The 16,784-nt window shown below is 69.7% G+C and carries 16 protein-coding genes; 4 read left to right on the top strand and 12 right to left on the bottom strand.

The window, feature by feature from the left end:
• Position 1: 1 nt before the first annotated feature.
• The 6 genes from AC5Y4S_RS14465 to AC5Y4S_RS14440 all read right to left on the bottom strand — a co-directional run bounded on the left by AC5Y4S_RS14465 (position 2) and on the right by AC5Y4S_RS14440 (position 6,744).
• On the bottom strand, positions 2 to 574 hold the full coding sequence (locus AC5Y4S_RS14465; protein WP_500033429.1) for a TetR/AcrR family transcriptional regulator: 573 nt from the start codon (positions 572 to 574) through the stop codon (positions 2 to 4).
• Complete coding sequence (locus AC5Y4S_RS14460; protein WP_500033428.1) at positions 571 to 1,503, bottom strand: SDR family NAD(P)-dependent oxidoreductase; 933 nt, start codon at positions 1,501 to 1,503, stop codon at positions 571 to 573. Before AC5Y4S_RS14460 ends, AC5Y4S_RS14465 begins: the two co-directional genes overlap by 4 nt.
• Positions 1,500 to 2,957, bottom strand: coding sequence for an acyl-CoA reductase (locus tag AC5Y4S_RS14455; protein ID WP_500033427.1), 1,458 nt, complete (start codon positions 2,955 to 2,957; stop codon positions 1,500 to 1,502). The genes AC5Y4S_RS14460 and AC5Y4S_RS14455 overlap by 4 nt, the downstream gene beginning before the upstream one ends.
• Positions 2,954 to 4,390 (bottom strand): long-chain-fatty-acid--protein ligase, encoded by a 1,437-nt coding sequence (locus AC5Y4S_RS14450; RefSeq protein WP_500033426.1) that lies wholly within the window; start codon positions 4,388 to 4,390, stop codon positions 2,954 to 2,956. Before AC5Y4S_RS14450 ends, AC5Y4S_RS14455 begins: the two co-directional genes overlap by 4 nt.
• A gap of 55 nt (positions 4,391 to 4,445) precedes the next feature.
• The gene (locus AC5Y4S_RS14445) at positions 4,446 to 5,870 is read right to left on the bottom strand and encodes an MFS transporter (protein ID WP_500033425.1); all 1,425 of its coding nucleotides are present in this window, start codon (positions 5,868 to 5,870) and stop codon (positions 4,446 to 4,448) included.
• 94 nt (positions 5,871 to 5,964) lie between these two features.
• Positions 5,965 to 6,744, bottom strand: a complete 780-nt coding sequence (locus tag AC5Y4S_RS14440) for a DUF2867 domain-containing protein (protein WP_500033424.1) — start codon at positions 6,742 to 6,744, stop codon at positions 5,965 to 5,967.
• A gap of 21 nt (positions 6,745 to 6,765) precedes the next feature.
• Between AC5Y4S_RS14440 and AC5Y4S_RS14435 the strand changes: the two genes are divergently transcribed.
• Positions 6,766 to 7,362 (top strand): TetR/AcrR family transcriptional regulator, encoded by a 597-nt coding sequence (locus AC5Y4S_RS14435; RefSeq protein WP_500033423.1) that lies wholly within the window; start codon positions 6,766 to 6,768, stop codon positions 7,360 to 7,362.
• Here the strand turns inward: AC5Y4S_RS14435 and AC5Y4S_RS14430 are convergent.
• Genes AC5Y4S_RS14430 through moeA form a run of 4 tightly spaced genes read right to left on the bottom strand, consistent with a single transcriptional unit; the run spans position 7,336 to position 12,303 of the window.
• The gene (locus tag AC5Y4S_RS14430) at positions 7,336 to 9,501 is read right to left on the bottom strand and encodes an AAA family ATPase (protein ID WP_500033422.1); all 2,166 of its coding nucleotides are present in this window, start codon (positions 9,499 to 9,501) and stop codon (positions 7,336 to 7,338) included. The two genes, AC5Y4S_RS14435 and AC5Y4S_RS14430, sit on opposite strands and share 27 nt — an antisense overlap.
• Positions 9,498 to 10,361, bottom strand: coding sequence for a CDP-diacylglycerol--serine O-phosphatidyltransferase (gene pssA, locus AC5Y4S_RS14425; RefSeq protein WP_500033421.1), 864 nt, complete (start codon positions 10,359 to 10,361; stop codon positions 9,498 to 9,500). The genes AC5Y4S_RS14430 and pssA overlap by 4 nt, the downstream gene beginning before the upstream one ends.
• Positions 10,358 to 11,080 carry a phosphatidylserine decarboxylase gene (locus tag AC5Y4S_RS14420; RefSeq protein ID WP_500033420.1) on the bottom strand — a complete coding sequence of 241 codons (723 nt, stop codon included), beginning with the start codon at positions 11,078 to 11,080 and terminating at the stop codon, positions 10,358 to 10,360. The genes pssA and AC5Y4S_RS14420 overlap by 4 nt, the downstream gene beginning before the upstream one ends.
• A 17-nt stretch (positions 11,081 to 11,097) precedes the next feature.
• On the bottom strand, positions 11,098 to 12,303 hold the full coding sequence (gene moeA / locus AC5Y4S_RS14415; RefSeq protein WP_500033419.1) for a molybdopterin molybdotransferase MoeA: 1,206 nt from the start codon (positions 12,301 to 12,303) through the stop codon (positions 11,098 to 11,100).
• Between the two features lie 53 nt (positions 12,304 to 12,356).
• Between moeA and AC5Y4S_RS14410 the strand changes: the two genes are divergently transcribed.
• On the top strand, positions 12,357 to 12,830 hold the full coding sequence (locus AC5Y4S_RS14410; protein WP_500033418.1) for a VOC family protein: 474 nt from the start codon (positions 12,357 to 12,359) through the stop codon (positions 12,828 to 12,830).
• Positions 12,821 to 14,263, top strand: coding sequence for a flavin-containing monooxygenase (locus AC5Y4S_RS14405; RefSeq protein WP_500033417.1), 1,443 nt, complete (start codon positions 12,821 to 12,823; stop codon positions 14,261 to 14,263). The genes AC5Y4S_RS14410 and AC5Y4S_RS14405 overlap by 10 nt, the downstream gene beginning before the upstream one ends.
• 307 nt (positions 14,264 to 14,570) lie before the next feature.
• On the opposite strand, the gene AC5Y4S_RS14400 is transcribed toward AC5Y4S_RS14405, so the two are convergent.
• Complete coding sequence (locus AC5Y4S_RS14400) at positions 14,571 to 15,065, bottom strand: cupin domain-containing protein (protein WP_500033416.1); 495 nt, start codon at positions 15,063 to 15,065, stop codon at positions 14,571 to 14,573.
• 31 nt (positions 15,066 to 15,096) lie between these two features.
• Here AC5Y4S_RS14400 and AC5Y4S_RS14395 point away from each other — a divergent pair, with 31 nt between their 5' ends.
• Positions 15,097 to 15,798 carry a M24 family metallopeptidase gene (locus tag AC5Y4S_RS14395; protein WP_500033415.1) on the top strand — a complete coding sequence of 234 codons (702 nt, stop codon included), beginning with the start codon at positions 15,097 to 15,099 and terminating at the stop codon, positions 15,796 to 15,798.
• Between the two features lie 18 nt (positions 15,799 to 15,816).
• On the opposite strand, the gene AC5Y4S_RS14390 is transcribed toward AC5Y4S_RS14395, so the two are convergent.
• Positions 15,817 to 16,743, bottom strand: coding sequence for an SDR family NAD(P)-dependent oxidoreductase (locus AC5Y4S_RS14390; RefSeq protein ID WP_500033414.1), 927 nt, complete (start codon positions 16,741 to 16,743; stop codon positions 15,817 to 15,819).
• Between the last annotated feature and the right edge of the window lie 41 nt (positions 16,744 to 16,784).

Here is a 16,784-nt window from a genome sequence, read left to right as displayed (position 1 = left end):
GTCAGACGCTCAGCAATTCGGCCAGCGCGACACCGAGGTTGTGTAGGTTGGTCTCCAACGAATAAGTCCGGTCAACCGTCCAGTTGAGGATGCCCCCGCACAGCGCGCCAACGAGTATGTCGGCCAACGTTTCTGCGTCGTGTCGCGGATTGACCTCCCCGCGCGCGACGCCCTCCTTGATCAGCTCGACGAAGGTGTCGTGCAGGTTGAAACCACGCTGGATGCCGTAGCCGCTGGTCGCCATCATCTCCCCGATCAGCTCGCGGTAGGTGTCGCCCGATCCGACCAGCGTGGTGGCGATGTCGTCGAACACGCCGGCCAGGCGCGCCGGGATGGGTTGATCGCCGCGGTCGAACACAACGTCGTGCAGGTTGAGCAGCCGCCGCTCCGCCAGCGCCCGGACCATGTCCTGACGGGTCGCGAAGTGGTTGAAGAACGTTCGATTGGCGACGTCGGCGCTCTCGCAGATTTCCTCGATGGTCGTGGCCGCAACGCCCTTCCGCAGGAACAGCTCGAAGGCGGCCGAGAGGATTTTGTCCCGCACCTCGAGCTTTCGCCGCTGGTGTCTGTTCACGTTCTGTCACACAACTTCTCGGAGAGGATCCACCAGTCCGCCGCCCGCTGTTCGTCGCGCGCGTGGGGCGCGACCGCGTCGCTGACCCCGCAGTCTTCCAGGTACAGCGCCCCCTTGTCCGCCAGGTCCGGGCTGACCGCGGCCCACACCTGGGTGGCCGCGCCCTGTTCGGGCGTGGCGAGCTGAAGCGAGCCGTCGCTCGGTTCGCCGCGGGCGGCGGCGCGCGCGGCGACCATCGTTCGCAACTCGGAGAAGTCTGCGCGGGACATGTACCGCGCCAGGGAGGTGGCCACGGTGCCGGGGTGGACGGCGTAGGTGCGGACGCCCGAGCCCCGCAGCCGCCGGTCCGCTTCGATCGCATGAAGAATGTTCGCCGTCTTCGACGCGCCGTAGGCGACGAACTTGTCGTACTGCCTGCTCTCCCAGTTGGGGTCGTCGAAGTCGACGTCGCCCATGACGTGGCCGCCGGAGGACAGGATGACGATTCGCGCGCCCTCTGCGGCGGCCAGTTGCGGCACCAGCAGCCGGGTGAGTTCGAAATGCCCGAAATGGTTTGTGCCGATCTGCGTTTCGAATCCGTCGCGCGTGCGGCCGAACGGCGTGAACATGACCCCGGCGTTGTTCATCAAGACGTCTATGGCCGGCGCGATATCGCGGATGGCGCTCGCCGCCGCGCGGACACTGGCCAGCGACGTGAGGTCGAGCTCCACCGCCGGGGTCCGGGCGTCGGGCACCTGGTCCGCTATCCACTGGGAAGTCTGCGCCAAGGCATCGCGGTTGCGGGCGGCCAGGACGACGTGCGCGCCGGCGGCGGCCAGCGCGCGCGCCGACTCGCGGCCCAACCCCGAGGACGCGCCGGTGACGACGCACGTCTTGCCCGACAGGTCGATTCCGTCGACGACCTGCAGGGCCGTCGGGCGTTCCGTCATGCGGGCGCCAACCGCCACAGCGGAATGACCACGTCCGGGTCGCATTCCTCGTCGACGATCCATTTGCACATTCGCCGGATCGGCTCGAGGGCGTCCTGCGGCGCGGCGACCGCAACGCTGCAGGCGTAGCCCAGGCTGGTCAGCCGCTGGGCGCCGAACAGCGGCAACGTGTTTCGCAGCCGACGCTTGAGGGACTCCGGGTAAATGCCGATCGTCTGCGTATAGGAGTTCACCGCCGCCGTGACCTGGTCGATGTTGTCCACCGGGACGATGTTAGCCACCCGTCCGGACAGCATCGGCGAGTAGTCCACGGGCTGATCGAACTGCGAGACGACGATGGCGCCCTCGCGCCGCTCGCCGCCGATGACGCGGTAGAAATCGTCGGCCATGCGCGAGGACTCCAAGTGATCCAGCAGCTCGCGGCTCGGATACCGCGGCGGGGTGCTGACAACCGCGGGCAACGCCACCAGCTCCCGGTAGACCAATTCGCCGAACCGGTTGGCGTTGGCCAGCCCCTCGGCATCCGTCCCGCTGAGCACGTAGATGACCCGGGCGTTGGCGCAGCCTTCCTGGTTGGCGACGCCGATGTCTGTCGCGGCGCGGCGGGCCACCTCGCGCATGGTGTGTTCGTCGGCGAACGCCTCGCGTCCGATGATGGTGGCGCTGCGCTTCGGGTCGAGAGCGATGAGCTCCAAACCGGGCTGAATGTAACGGGTTACGTGCTTGACCGACGCCAACCCTCCCCACGCCACGATCTTTTCGATGTGATGCGGTTGGTAGAGCGCCTCTTCGACGGCCACGTCGCCGCCCTTCCAATACCCCACCGCCAGGTGCCGGGTGATCGGGTGATTCGGCGCGACGTCGGCCAGGGTGCGCGCGATCGCGATCGCGGTCAGCGGATCGTTGGACGGCGCCTTGACGATCACGTCGGACCGGGTGATCACCGAACGCAGGATCGTCACGGCCGAGACCAGCCCGCCGTTGCCCGCCGGGATGTGCAGAACGCGGGAACCGAAGGCCCGCACGCGCAGTTCGCGGCCATCGCGGAGTTTGTGCGGGACCCATCCGTTGAGGTAGTCCAGCCCGACCTGGCTGTCGGCGATTTCGGTGACGTTATCGCGGGAAAAGAGTGGCCGCAGAACGCGATAGCTGTTCTGCAGCATGTCGGCCGGCAACACGTTGGCCACCAGCGACGCTTCGTACGCCTCCTGCAGGTGGGCATTGGACTCGAAGTCAAGGGCGTCGCCCAGCGCCTGGAGCACGTCGAGGATCTCGTCAAAGCCGACCCCGTAGAGGTCGGTCATTTCCGCGGGGCTGCTGAGCGGGAGCTGCTCGACGTACTTGCGCATGTCCGGTGCCTGAAACTGCGCGGCACCGCGGCGGGTGTCGAACCCGACGAGGTCGTCGGTGATGACCCGTCCGCGCAAGAACAGCGGGACGGTGTAGGCGATCACAGGTCCACGCCCTTCATGAAGTTCACCGCCTCGTCGTGCACCTCTTGTGTTGCGGCGCAGGTGATCCGGTCGTCTTCGATCTCATTCTTCTCGCTGTAACGCATGATGTCCTTCTCGAACGCGAGGCTGGCCTGCCCGCAGGGGCACCGCAGGTCCCAGTCGATCGTCACCTCGTCGCCGGAGATGACGCCGCCCCAGTGCGCGCGCAGCAGGAGGTCGTAAACGGCCGCGCGGCCGGTCTGCACCCCGGTGCGGGGGAGCGGTTCGCTGGTGTCTGGATCGAGGACGAACGGGACGACCCAGGGTGCGACGTGGTAGCGGCCCTCGCGGCAACCCCAGTGAAACGTGCTCGACTCGGAGAAGCCGTAACCCATCTGGATCCGGTCGACCCCGAGGAAGTCCTTGATGACTTCCATGAAATCGTCAGGCAGCGCAACGCCTTTCATGCCCCCGCCCGTGAGAATCGCCGAGTCGGGCGCGAAAACATCGCGTACCCCACGCTCCAGACCGGCCCTGGCGATGTCGTACATCACGTGGAAGGTACTGGTCATGAACACCCGCTTGCCGTGCAGCTGTTCGGTGATGCGGGCGAAGAACGCCTCCATGTCCTGCGCCTGGCGCGCCTGCATGGCGATGAACTCGTCCTTGCGGGCGGCAAGTGCGGGGTCGATCTCGAGCCGGTCGAGCTCGCCGCGGGACGCGGCCGCCCGCATCTTGGACGCGAGGAACATCAGGTCGGTGTCCACCGCGAAGGGATACAGGGCGTGGAATCTGCTTTCGTCGCCGCCGGTGAAGCCGCGCTTGATCATGTTGGCGATGCGCAGATGACCGAGCTTGCCGTTGGCGAAGTTAGGCCACACCACGTCCACCACCGGGTTCAGTTCTGTTTCGGTGGGTTCTCGGCCGAAGGTTTGGAACAGGCAGATCTTCCACAGCGCCATGCCCTCCCGGGCGCCGCGCTTGTCCTTGGGCAGGATCGAGATGGTGCCGGTGGTGCCGCTGGAGGTGATGACCTCCAGCGGGGTCTGCACGTCGAGTCGGTCGATCCAGTCGTCGATGCCGGTGCAGCCCGCGGTGTCCACGCCAGACAGGTCGTAGCTGGTCAGCTTGTCCAGCCACTTGGTCATCAGGTCGAACCGCTTCTTGTCGATCAGCGCGGCCGGGTAGGACTTGAAGACCGTATGCGAAAAGAACAGCGGCACAACATCATTGAATTCATTTAGCGCCGTGATGCCGAGTCGGTCGGCCAGTTTGCGCACCATCTCGATGGAGTCGTAGTGCTCCCGGAAGCGGACCCCCATCGCCTGGCGTTGCAGCTCTTCAAGCTCGGGGCGCCCAATGCTGTGCATTCGGGTGTAGGACTGGCCGAAGAACCCGATCGGGTCGTTCATGAATTGGTCGACCGCCTGGGCGGTGGTTCCGGTGGCTGTCACCCGATCACGTTAACGCGCTGATGCAGTTATAAGCAAGATTGCAGATTACTGCAAATTAACTCGATGCCAGCTGCGGCTGGCCGGCGGGGGCGGCGCCCCGCGGCTCGGCGGCGGACTCGGCCGCTGCGTGCCCGTTCCGGATGGCGAGGCCGCCGACGGCGGCGCCGACGAAGAACAGCCCCGCGCTGACGACCATGAGCCGGGCGAAGCTGGCGTCGGTGAGCCTGTTGGCCGTGATCACTCCCACGCAGGCCACCGCGATCAGCGCGGAGGTACGCCCCGTCGCGTTCTGAATCGCGGCGGCGATTCCGCTGTGCGCGGACTTGACGGCGGACAAATTGACCACGGTCAGCGGGGTGACGGCAAGGACCATGCCGACGGCCAGCACGATCCGCCCCGGCAACACGTCGGTAAGGGCGTGCAATCCGTGCGAGGTGGGGCGAATGAGCAGCAGCCCGAGCCCGGCCAGCGCGGGACCCGCCATCAGGAAGATGCGCGGTCCGATCCAGGCGGCCATGCCGCCCACGCCGCGGGCAAACAGCAGCGACATGATCGGGCTGGGCAGCGTGATCAGGCCCGAGGCGGTGGCCGAATAGCCCGCGACCTCCTGCAGGTACAGCGCGATCGCCAACGAACCCATCGTGATGCCGCCGTAGACGAAAGCGGTGACCAGGTTGGCCCCGGCGAAGTTGCGGGCGGCGAACAGGCTCAGCGGCACCATCGGGTGGGGCGCGCGGCGCTGCCACGCCACGAACGCCAGCAGTGCGGCGATGCCCACCGCCAACGCCGCGCTGACCCGGGCGTCGCCCCAGCCCCGCCGGCCCTGTTCGATCAGCGCGTACACGGTGGCGGCCAGCCCCACCGCCGACAGCGCGGCGCCGACGATATCGAGGCGCGCGCATCCGGACGGGCCGGGAATCCCGCGCAGCCAGTACGTCAACGCAAAGCCGACGGCCACGGGGACCGCCGACAAGACGTAGATCCAGCGCCAGCCCAGAAAGTCCACGGCCAGCCCGCCGAGCAGCGGCCCCACCGCGAAGGCGGTTCCGGTCCAGGCCGTCCACGATCCGATCGCGGCGGGCCGGTCGGCCGGCTCGAACGTCGAGTTGATCAGGGCCAGCGAGCCGGGCACCAGAAACGCGCCGCCCAGTCCCTGGACGAGGCGCCCGGCGATCAGCATCGACGGGGTGCCCGCGGTCGCCGCCATCACCGAGCCGATCCCGAAGGCCGCGAGCGCGAAGCGCATCACCCGTATCCGCCCGAACAGGTCGGAGACGGCACCGCCGGGCAGGACCACGGCCGCCACGGCCAGCAGGTAGCCGTCCACCACCCACTGTTGGGTGCACATGCCCCCGCCGACGTCGCGCCCCATGGCCGGCAGGGCCAGGTTCACGACGGTGCCGTCGAGGAACACGACCGCCGAGACCATGATCGCCACCGTCATGACCCGCGTCGTCGGGGCGACATCAGGGAACTTCACGAAACCGGTCCTGCTCTTCTCGGTGAGGTTGTCGGATGCCTGTTTGTAGGCGTCCGGGTTACACCAAGTCGGACGAACGAACGGGCCAAACGGTTCAGGCGTGCGCCGCAACGCGTTTCACGAGCCCCGGCGCCACGGCCCGATGCAGCGGGCCGACCGCGGCCCACACCGCTCGGGCCGCGAGGCGGTTGTAATGCACGCGGGTGATGAGCATCACCCGGCCATCCCGGCGTCGCAGCGTCAACCGGCCGCGGATGAGCGGCCCGCCCGACGTCAGCACGATCTCCTCGCGATCCGAACGCGTGATCGGCCAGCCAATGATGTGATCCGGCGAGGAGTACGGGCCCAGGCGAAGCCTCAGCACGTGGCGGTGGATCCACAGCACGAGGTTCCCGCCCGCTCCCGGCCTGCGCCCCACCGCGTCACGGAGCGCCTGTTCGGCGGTGCGTGAATCGCCCTGCGGGATAGGGGCTTCGAAGACGTCGGCATAGTCGGCCTCGCTCCCGCCGAGCGCCGCCGCCGCAATGCGTTTCAGCACCCTGCGCACCACGATTCGGTGTGCGCCGGTTCCGATGACGAGCGCGCGATAGGCCTTGCCGTGGATGCCGGGAAAGGCCGCCCAGGTGGCGGAGCGCACCCGGGTGCCGGGCGCCACGTCGTCCAACTCGAAGACCCACCGGTAGATCGCGAACGGGTGGCGGCCCTTGAGCGCGAACAGCTCCGGGCGCCGCGCCTCGTCCAAAACGAAGCCCGTCGGCACGGTCGACGGGTCGAGCGGGTCGCGGCATATCACCCGCAGCAGCGCCGACCACGTGTCGTCGCGATTCGCGGGCACGGTTATGGCATGCTCATCGATATAGGGTAATCGTTCCATATAGAAGGAATGTACTAGATCATGGCGCCTCCGCGGAAGCACGAAACCGATGTGATCCTCGACGCAGCCCGCGCGCTGGTGCTTGACGGCGGACCGCGGGCGGCGAGCGTCGCGGCGATCTCCGAGGCGAGCGGCGCGCCCGCCGGCACGCTGTATCACCGGTTCGGCAACCGCGACGGCATCCTGACGGCGGCGTGGCTGCGGGCGCTCGAACGTTTCCAGGCGCGGGCGCTGGCCGCCGAGGGCGACACGCCCATCGACACGGCGGTGGCGATCGCCGTGGCCGCCGTCGGCTTCGCCCGCGAGCTCCCCGAGGACGCCCGGCTGTTGTTGACGATCCGGCCCACCGACCTGCTCGACGACGAGCCCGACGCGGCGTTCCGGGAGACGCTCTCCGCGATGAATGCGCCCCTGACCGAACGGCTTTCGGCCCTGGCGAAGCAACTGTACGGAAGACGCGACCGGCGATCGGTCGACGCCGTCGCGCGCGCGGTGGCCGACCTGCCGTATGCCGTCGTCCGCCGCCACGCGCACGACGAGCCGATGCCGCCCTGGCTGGAGGCCGACGTCGCGGCGTCGGCCCGCGCGGTGTTAGAGCGTTTTGCCGAACGCGCGTAGGGACTCCACCTGCGCGGGGTCCAGCGACGGGCGGACGGTCTTGCGCGCGGCATCGAGGTCGGCGGCCGTCACGTCGGACGCGTCCAGGGAGCGTCGCATGGCGGTCAGCGCGGCCTCCCGCAGCAGCGCGACGCAGTCGGCGGCGCTGTAGCCGTCGAGCGAGGCGGCCACCGCGTCGAGGTCGACGTCGTCGCTCAGCGGGATGGATTTGCCTGCGGTGCGCAGGATTTCGCCGCGGGCGGCGGCATCGGGCGGTTCGACGAACACCAGCCGCTCCAGCCGGCCCGGGCGCAGTAGCGCAGGATCTATCAGGTCGGGCCGGTTGGTGGCGCCCAGCACGACGACGTCGCGCAGCGGGTCGATGCCGTCGAGCTCGGTCAGCAGCGCGGCCACCACCCGGTCGGTGACGCCGGAGTCGAAGCTCTGCCCGCGCCGCGGCGCCAGCGCGTCCACCTCGTCGAGGAACACCAGTGACGGCGCCGAATCGCGTGCCCTCCGAAACAGTTCCCGCACCGCCTTTTCCGAGCTACCCACCCACTTGTCCATCAGCTCGGAGCCCTTGACCGCGTGCACGGACAGCTGTCCCGTGCTGGCCAGGGCGCGGACGATGAACGTCTTGCCGCAGCCGGGCGGGCCGTACAGCAGCACGCCGCGCGGAGGATCGACGCCCAGCCGGGCGAAGGTGTCGGGATGCTGCAGCGGCCACAACACCGCCTCGGTCAGGGCTTGGCGGGCCTCGGCCATGTCGCCGACGTCGTCGAGCGTGACGTTACCGACGGTCAATTCCTCGGTGGCCGAGCGGGACAGCGGCCGGATGACGGTCAGCGCGCCGACGAGGTCGTCCTGATTCAGCTTGGGCGGTTGCCCGTCGGCGCTGGCCCGCGACGCCGCCCGCAGCGCGGCCTCACGCACCAGGGCGGCGAGGTCGGCGACGACGAAACCCGGTGTCCGCCCGGCGATCTCGTCGAGATCGAGATCGCCGGTGGGCACCGGTTTGAGCAGCGCCTCCAGCAGCGCCTTGCGGGTGGCGGCGTCGGGCAGCGGCAGGCCCAGCTCCCGGTCGCACAGGTCGGGGGCGCGCAGCCGGGCGTCGAGCTGGTCCGGGTGGGCGGAGGTGGCGATCAGCGCGACGCCCCCGGTGGCGACGGCGGCGCGCAGCTCGCCGAGGATGAGGGCGGCCACCGGCTCGGCGGTGGCCGGCAGCAGCGCGTCGACGTCGGCGATCAGCAGCACGCCGCCGCCGTCGCGAACATTCTTCACCGCCGCGGCAACGGTTTTCAGCCGGTCGTCGGCGGCCAGCGCGCCCACCTCCGGGCCGTCGAGCTCGACCAGCCGGCGGCCGTCGCACACCGCCCGCACCAGCGTCACCTTGCCCACGCCGGCCGGGCCCGACACCAGCACACCGAGGTTGGTGCCCGCACCCAAACTCTTGAGCAGGTGCGGCTCGTCGAGCGAGAGCTTGAGCCACTCGGCGAGTTTGGCGGCCTGCGGCTGCGAGCCCTTGAGCTCCTCGACGAGGATGTCCGGGGTGCCGGTGGGAAGCTGCTCGTGCGGACCCCAGACGGCCGGGACCCCGGTTCCCCAGCTGACCAACGAGTTCGGCTGCACGCTGACCGGCCCCTCCGGGTCGACCTCGGTGACGGTCAACAGCTCCGAGGTCCAGCTGATCCCGACGGCCGAGGCCAGCGCCCGGGTGGCGGCCGACGTCGACGTCCCGGGACCCAGGTCGCGCGGCAGCAGCGACACGGCGTCGCCGACGGTCATCACCTTGCCCAGCAACGCCTGTCGCAGCGTGACCGGCGTGATCGAGGTGGTGGCCATCGACGAGCCGGACAGCGTCACCGACCGCGCACCGTAGACGGTGACCGCGCTGACGATCACCGCGGTGCCCTCGCGCAGCCCGGCGTTGGACAGCGTCACGTCGTCGAGCAGCACGATGCCGACCGGGGTGTCCGGGCCGGCCAGCCCGACGACCGCCGCCGTCGTCCGTGATCCGGTCAGCGACACCGCGTCCCACTCCCGAATGCCAAGGGCGGCAACGGCATTGGGGTGGATGCGGACGACGCCGCGGCGGGAGTCGACGGCGGAGGTGTTCAGCCTGGCGGTGAGCGTGAGCTGACTGCCGGAGGCCGGGATCATCGCAGGCGCCCGCCCGGCTTCCGCAGCCCCAGCCGCGTCATCGACCGGCGGCTCGGCTGCGCCCGGCGGTCGGCGCGCCGCACCGCGCGGCGTTCCTTGGGCTTGTCGTCCCACACCTCGGGGTGTTTGGCCAGCCAGCTCTTGGTGCGCACCGCGAACGGCACGTGGCACAGGTAGGCGATGATGATCACCCAGATCAGGATGTAGGGCTGCAGCACAGCGGCCGCCGCGACGGCCGCCAGCACCGCCAGCAGGGGAACCGCCCAGTTCGGCGGAATCGCCACGGTGTGCAGCTTCTTCATCGGGATCGCGCTAACCATCAGCATCGACGTCCCGGTGATCCAAATCGCGAGGAACCACACCGACGTCCACCAGCCCTCGCCGAACTGCAACTTGAGGGCGATCGTGCCGATCATGGAGACCGCTCCCGCGGGGGCGGGCATCCCGACGAAGAATTCATGCTGGTAGGCGTGCTGGGTGTCGTCGTCCTGCTGCGCGTTGTACCGGGCCAGGCGTAGCACGACGCACACCGCGTACAGCAGCACCACCGCCCAGCCGACCGGCCACTTCGACAGCAGCATCACATAGACCACCAGGGCGGGTGTCACCCCGAAGTTCACCGCGTCGGCCAGGGAGTCGATCTCGGCGCCGAGCCGCGACTGGGCGCCCAGGATGCGGGCGACCCGTCCGTCCAGCGCGTCCAGGATCGCCGCCGCGGCGATCAGCGCCATCGCGGGAATCGGCTTGCCGTCGAGGGCGAACTTGATCGACGTCATGCCCGCGCAGATGGACAGCACGGTCATCGCGCTGGGCAACAGTTGCAGGCTCGCGGTTCGCCTGTCCCGGCGCTTGTCCGTCATCGCAGTTCGGCCAGGACGGTCTCGCCGGCCACCGCCCGCTGGCCCACCTTCACCAGCGGCTCCGTCCCGGGCGGGAGGTAGGTGTCCAGCCGGGAGCCGAATCGGATCAGGCCGTAGGTGTCGCCGATCGACAGCTTGTCCCCGGCGCGGGCCTCGCAGACGATGCGGCGCGCCAGCAGCCCCGCGACCTGCACGGCCACCACGTCGGCGCCGGTGTCGGTGCGGATGCGCAGGCTGGTGCGCTCGTTCTCGGTGCTCGCCGCGGGCAGGTCGGCCGACCCGAAGCGGCCCGGCCGGTGCTGCACGTCGATCACCTCGCCGCTCACCGGGGCCCGCTGCACGTGGGCGTCCAGCAGCGACAGGAAGATGCTGACCCGCGGCAGCGGCGCCTGGCCCATGCCTAGCTCGGCGGGCGGGGCCGCTGCGTCGATCACGCAGACCTCGCCGTCGGCGGGGGCGACGACGGCGCCGGGCCGCGAGGGCGGCACCCGTGGCGGGTGGCGGAAGAATCCGGCGCAGGCGCCGGCGGCCAGCAGGCCCGCCCGGCGCAGCCAGCGGTGGTTGCGCCCGACCAGCGCCACGCCCAGGCCGGCGGCGATGAACGGCCGCCCGGCCGGGTGCACCGGCGGAATGGCGGAACGCACCAACTCGAAGGCGTGCTGGGGGCTGAAGGCCGGGTCCTCGGCGGTCGGGCCGACGGTTTGGGGGCGTCTTGCCACGGCGGCCATCTTACGGACTACGTCAGGTCCCAGACCGCCAGCTCGGTCCCCTCGGACACCTCGACGACGTCCTCCGGGATGTCCAGTAGCCCGTTCGCCGACGCCAGCCACCGCAAATGGTGAGAGGCCGGCGGCCCGTAGCTGGTGACGGTCCCCGCTTCGGGGTCGAGGATCGCCCGCCGGAACTGACGTTTGCCGCGCGGCGAGGTCAGCGATTCGGCGAGGACCGCGGGCCGGTGCGGCCGCTCGGGGTCGGGCAGGCCCATCGCCCGGCGCAGCGCGGGGCGGATGAACACCTCGAAGGACACCAGCGCGCTGACCGGGTTGCCCGGCAGCGTGACGATCGTCGTGCCGGCCACCCGCCCGATGCCCTGCGGCATGCCCGGCTGCATCGCCACCTTGACGAACTCCACCCCCTGATCACCGTCCCGCCCGAACGCGTCCTTGACCACCTCGTAGGCGCCGGCGCTGACGCCGCCGCTGGTGATGATCAGGTCGCAGTCGCCCGCGTAGCGGTCGAGGATCGAACTGAATTGTGCGACATCGTCTTCGGCGGTCGCGACGGCGATCACCTCGGCCCCGGCCTCGCGCACCGCCCCGGCCAGCATGATCGAGTTGGACTCGTAGATCTGCCCCGGCCGCAGCGGTGCGCCGGGCGCCACCAGCTCCGACCCGGTCGACATCACCAGAACCCGTTGGCGCGGAACCACTTTCAGCTCCGCCATGCCCAGCGCCGACGCCAGCCCGAGCATCGCCGGCGTGACCACCTGGCCCTTGCGCAGCACGGTGGTGCCGGGCGCGACGTCCTCGCCGGCCCGCCGGATGTGCGCGCCCTCCGGGCGCGGCGCCCGGATCGCCACCGCCTGCACGCCGCCGTCGGTGTCCTCGACCGGCACCACGGCCGTCGCCCCGGCCGGCACCGGCGCGCCCGTCATGATGCGGTGCGCGGTCTTCGGTTGCAGCGTCAGCTCGTCGATGCGCCCGGCCGGAATGTCCTCGGCGACTTCCAACACAACCGGCTGCTCGGGCGTGGCGCCCGCGACGTCCTCGGCGCGCACCGCGTATCCGTCCATCGCGGAGTTGTCGAAGACCGGCAGCGCCAGCGACGCGACCACGTCGTCGGCCAGCACCAGCCCCTGGGCCTCGGCCAGCGCGACCGCGGCCGCCGGGCGGGCGCGGATCATCTCCGCTACGACTCGCTGATGTTCCTCGACAGACCGCACCCGGCCATTATCCAAGGCGCAAAAAAGCGGCTCGCGGACGTAAGGTTGAGAACGTGATTACCGGGTTGGCCCACACCGGGGTGTGCGTGCCCGACTGCGAGGCCGCAGTGGCCTTCTACCGAGACGTATTGGGCCTGCGTGTGCTCTCGCCGCCGTACGTCATGAGTGGTAACGCCATTCGCGAGGACATGGGCGAGCTGGTCGGTGACCCGAGCATGAAGGCGGCCATCGTCGGCTTTCCCGACGGCGGCGACCGGGTGCTCGAGGTCATCGAATACCTCAACGTCGACGGTGCGGACGCCGAACGGGCCCTGACCGATCACGGGCTCTCGCACGTGGGGCTGATCTGCGAGGACCTCGACGCCACCCGCGCCGAGCTGGAGCGCAAGGGGGTGCGCTTCCTGGTCAGCGGGATCGCCGACGTCGCCCGGGTGCGCACCACCTGGTTCGTCGACCCCTGGGGCGTGGTGTTCATCCTGGTGGAAAAGAGCCGGCCCGAACGACCGTACTTCGCGCAATGGGGCTGAAGCCGCGCGTCGGGATCATCGGCGCGGGTGCCGGCGGCATCGCGATGGGCATCCAGCTGGCCGACGGCGGCTATGACTTCACCATCTTCGACCGCGCCGACGGGTTCGGCGGGACCTGGCGGCACAACACTTTTCCGGGCGCGGCCTGCGACGTGCCCTCGCACCTGTATTCGTATTCGTTCGCGCCCAACCCGCGGTGGAGCAAGACCTACGCCAACCAGCCCGAGATCCTGGCCTACCTGGAGAAGGTCGCCGCCGACCACGGGCTGGCCCCGCATTTGCGCCCGCACACCGAGATCACCACGGTGCGCTGGTCCGACCGGGAGCGGCGCTGGACGCTCGGCACCGGGGACGGCGCCCAACACCACTTCGACGTCGTGGTCAGCGCCGTCGGGATGCTCGACGTGCCCAACATCCCCGACATCCCCGGCGCGCGACGCTTCCGCGGGCGTCAATTCCATTCGGCGCGTTGGGATCACAGCAAGCCGACGGCCGGGGAGCGGGTCGCGTCCATCGGAACGGGCGCCAGCGCCATCCAGTACGTGCCCGCGATCGCGCGAGACACCGCGCACCTCACCGTGTTTCAGCGGACACCGATCTGGATCGCGCCGCGGTTCGACTTCCCGTTCACCGCCGAGCAGCACGCGGAGTTCGAGCGCCACCCCGAGACTGCGCTCAAGCTGCGCGACGAGGCCTTCGACGCCTACGAGTCATCCGACTTCGGCGTCGACGCGGCGCAGACGCGCGAGGCGACCGAGCTGGCCCGCAGCTATCTGATGCGCAAGGTCGCCGACCCCGAGCTGCGGGCGAAGCTGACGCCCGACTACCCCGTCGGCTGCAAGCGGCCGCTGATGTCGCGCGATTGGTACCCGACGTTCGCCCTGCCCAACGTGAGCCTGGAGACGACCGCGATCGCCGAGCTGACCGAGCGCGGGGTGCGCACCGTCGACGGCGCCGAGCACCGTGTCGACACGGTCATCTATGGCACCGGGTTCAAGGCCGCCGACTACCTGGCGAGCATCGACGTATACGGGTCCGGCGGCCGCCACCTGCGCGACGAGTGGAGCGGGGGCGCGGAGGCCTACCTCGGCACGCTGATCGCCGGGTATCCGAACTTCTTCACGCTGTACGGCCCGAATACCAACGGCGTCAACTCGATCCTGTACATCCACGAGGCGCAGACGACGTTCGTCCGCCACATCCTCGATGTCATGGGTGATCGCGGCGCGCGCACGATCGAGGTCACGCCCGCGGCGCAGCGGCGCTACAACGACGAGATCCAGGCCGCCATGGTCGGCAAGGTCTGGCTCGCCTGCACGAACTACTTCCGGCACCCCAGCGGCAAGGTCGTCACCCAGTTGCCCTACAGCGGGCGGACGTTCTTCGAGCGGACCCGCGAGCTGGTCGACGGCGATTACCGATTCGCCTGCTAGCGGCCGGCGCGTCCCGATGGCGGTGCACCCTGCGCACCCCGCGCTCACCCCGGTGCCGGGCCGGGGCTCCAATTCCGGCCTGCCGCAAGGCGCTTGGCGCCGGCGATGCCGGCCGGCTGCCCTGCCTTAGCCGCTTGACCCGCTCCGCGGCCCTGATCGGGGCGCTGCGCGCCATCTCGATCTTGGCCCGCGCCCACGCCGCTTCCCGCTTCGACTGCGGCTTCTTAGCCTGCACGGCCAAACCCTACGTCGCAGCCGGGGCCCCCATCGCGGCCCGGCACCGAATGTTCGCCCACCATTAACCCGGCTAATGCACCCAGTAGTTGTCGTGGCGGATGAACCACTCCCGGCGTTCGTCGTCGGTCATGTCGGCCAGCGCCGCGAAGCCCTCGAAGTAGGCCTCGCGCGGCGCGCCGGGCGCGAACAACATCAGGACCGAGGCCGGCGCGTCCGCCTCGTTGCGGAAACCGTGGACGCCGCCGGGCGGGACGTAGAGGAAGTCGCCCTGGTGGCCGTCGACCCACTCGTTGCCGTCGAAGAGCTTCATCGTCCCGGACAGGACGAAGAACGCCTCTGACATGGCGCGGTGATAGTGCGCCGGGGGCCCACCGCCGGCCGGCGCGATGTCGACCCGGTACAGCCCGTAGTCGCCGTCGGTGGCCTGCTGATTGGCCAGGTAGTGGTACTTGGTCCCGAAGGTCTCGTAGTCCGGCGGCGAGTCGGCTCGCCTGAGCCAGGCACTGATCTCCGGTTCGTCCTTGGTGTAGCGCGGCGGCGGATACGGGGGCACGACGAGGGACACGTTTTCCAGCTTGCCAGTTAGCATCGCCGGTGTGGAGGGGCGGACCGACGACGAACAACGGCGCGTGGAACGGCTTCTCGACGCCCAGACGAAGGCATCGCAACTGTTCGACGAGATCGAACGCCGCACGATGATCCGCCCCGGCGTCGGCGAACAGGAGTTGTCCGACGACATCGCCCGCCTCGCCGAGGACATGCTCGGCGTGACCCGGCACTGGCATCGCCGGATCGTGCGGGCCGGCGCGAACACGTTGCAGCCCTTCAAGGCGCACCCGCCGGACCGCGTGATCGCCGAGGACGACATCGTCTTCCTCGATCTGGGACCGATCTTCGAGGAGTGGGAGGCCGACTTCGGGCGCACGTTCGTGTTGGGCGACGATCCGCACAAGGTCGCGGTCCGCGATGCGCTGCCCCGGGTGTGGGACGCCGGGCGTCGCTATTTCGACGACCACCCGGACGTCACCGGTGCCCAGTTGTTCGACTACGTCGTCGGGGCGGCCCACGCGGAGGGCTTCGAGTGGGGCAGCCACATCGCGGGCCATCTGCTGGGGGAGTTCCCGCACAAGAAGATCGCCGGCGACGGGGTCGAGTGGTATATCAAGCCCGGATCGGACAAGCCGATGCGGCGCACGGACCCGACCGGTCGCCGTTGCCACTGGATCCTCGAAATCCATCTGGTCGATCGGGCCCGCGGCTTCGGCGGTTTCTACGAGCAGCTGCTCGATCTGCCCTGAACCGGCCGGGCCGGCCCGTCAGTCCAACGGATAGACCACCCCGGTGAGCTCCTCGGAGACGGCCCACAGCCGCCGCTGTCGGTCGACGTCGTGCGACTTCGCGCTGGAGCCAACGATTTTCGGGTAGCCGCGCGTCTCGCCGAAGCCGTCGGGCCCGTAGTACTGGCCGCCGAGCACGCCCGGGTCGGTAGCGGCGCGCAGCGTCGGAAGCGCGCCCATGGCCGCGTCCTGCGCAATCACGTTGAAGAACACGTTGACGAGCGGCCGGAACGCCGTGGGCGTGTAGCGGCCCAGCTCGGTGTTCGACCCTCCGGGGTGGGCGGCGGCGGCGATCGTCGTGCCATGCGGGGCGAGCCGGCGCTGCAACTCGTAGGTGAACAGCAGGTTGGCCAGCTTGGCCTGTCCGTACGCCGCCACGCGGTTGTACCGGCGCTCCCACTGCAGGTCGTCGAAGTGGATGTCGGCGAGGATGCGATGGCCCATGCTGCTGACGGTCACGACCCGGGAGCCGGCGACGGGCAGCAACCGGTCCAGCAACAGGCCGGTGAGCGCAAAGTGGCCGAGGTGGTTGGTGCCGAACTGCATCTCGAAGCCGTCCCGGGTGGTTTCCTTCGGCGTGTACATGACGCCGGCGTTGTTGATCAGCAGGTCGATGCGGTCGTGTGCGGAACGCAGCTGCTCGGCCGCGGCGCGGACCGATTCCAGGGACGTCAGGTCGAGCTCTTGCAGCGCGACGTCGGCGTGCGGGCTCTTCGCGGTGATCCGGGCCGCGGCGTCCTTGCCCTTGTCGAGGTTGCGCACGGCCAGCACCACGTGGGCGCCGTGATCGGCGAGGGCCAGGGCGGTCTCGTAGCCCAGCCCGGTGTTCGCTCCCGTGATGACGGCGACGCGGCCGGTCTGGTCGGGAATGTCCGCGGCGGTCCACTTGGCCTCAGAAAGGGGCATGAAAAGCTCCTAAACTAGTAAGGTAAACGGGGCGAGCGCTC

The organism is Mycobacterium sp. NGS64, assembly GCF_059812245.1.
This window is presented reverse-complemented; position numbering and strand designations above follow the sequence as displayed.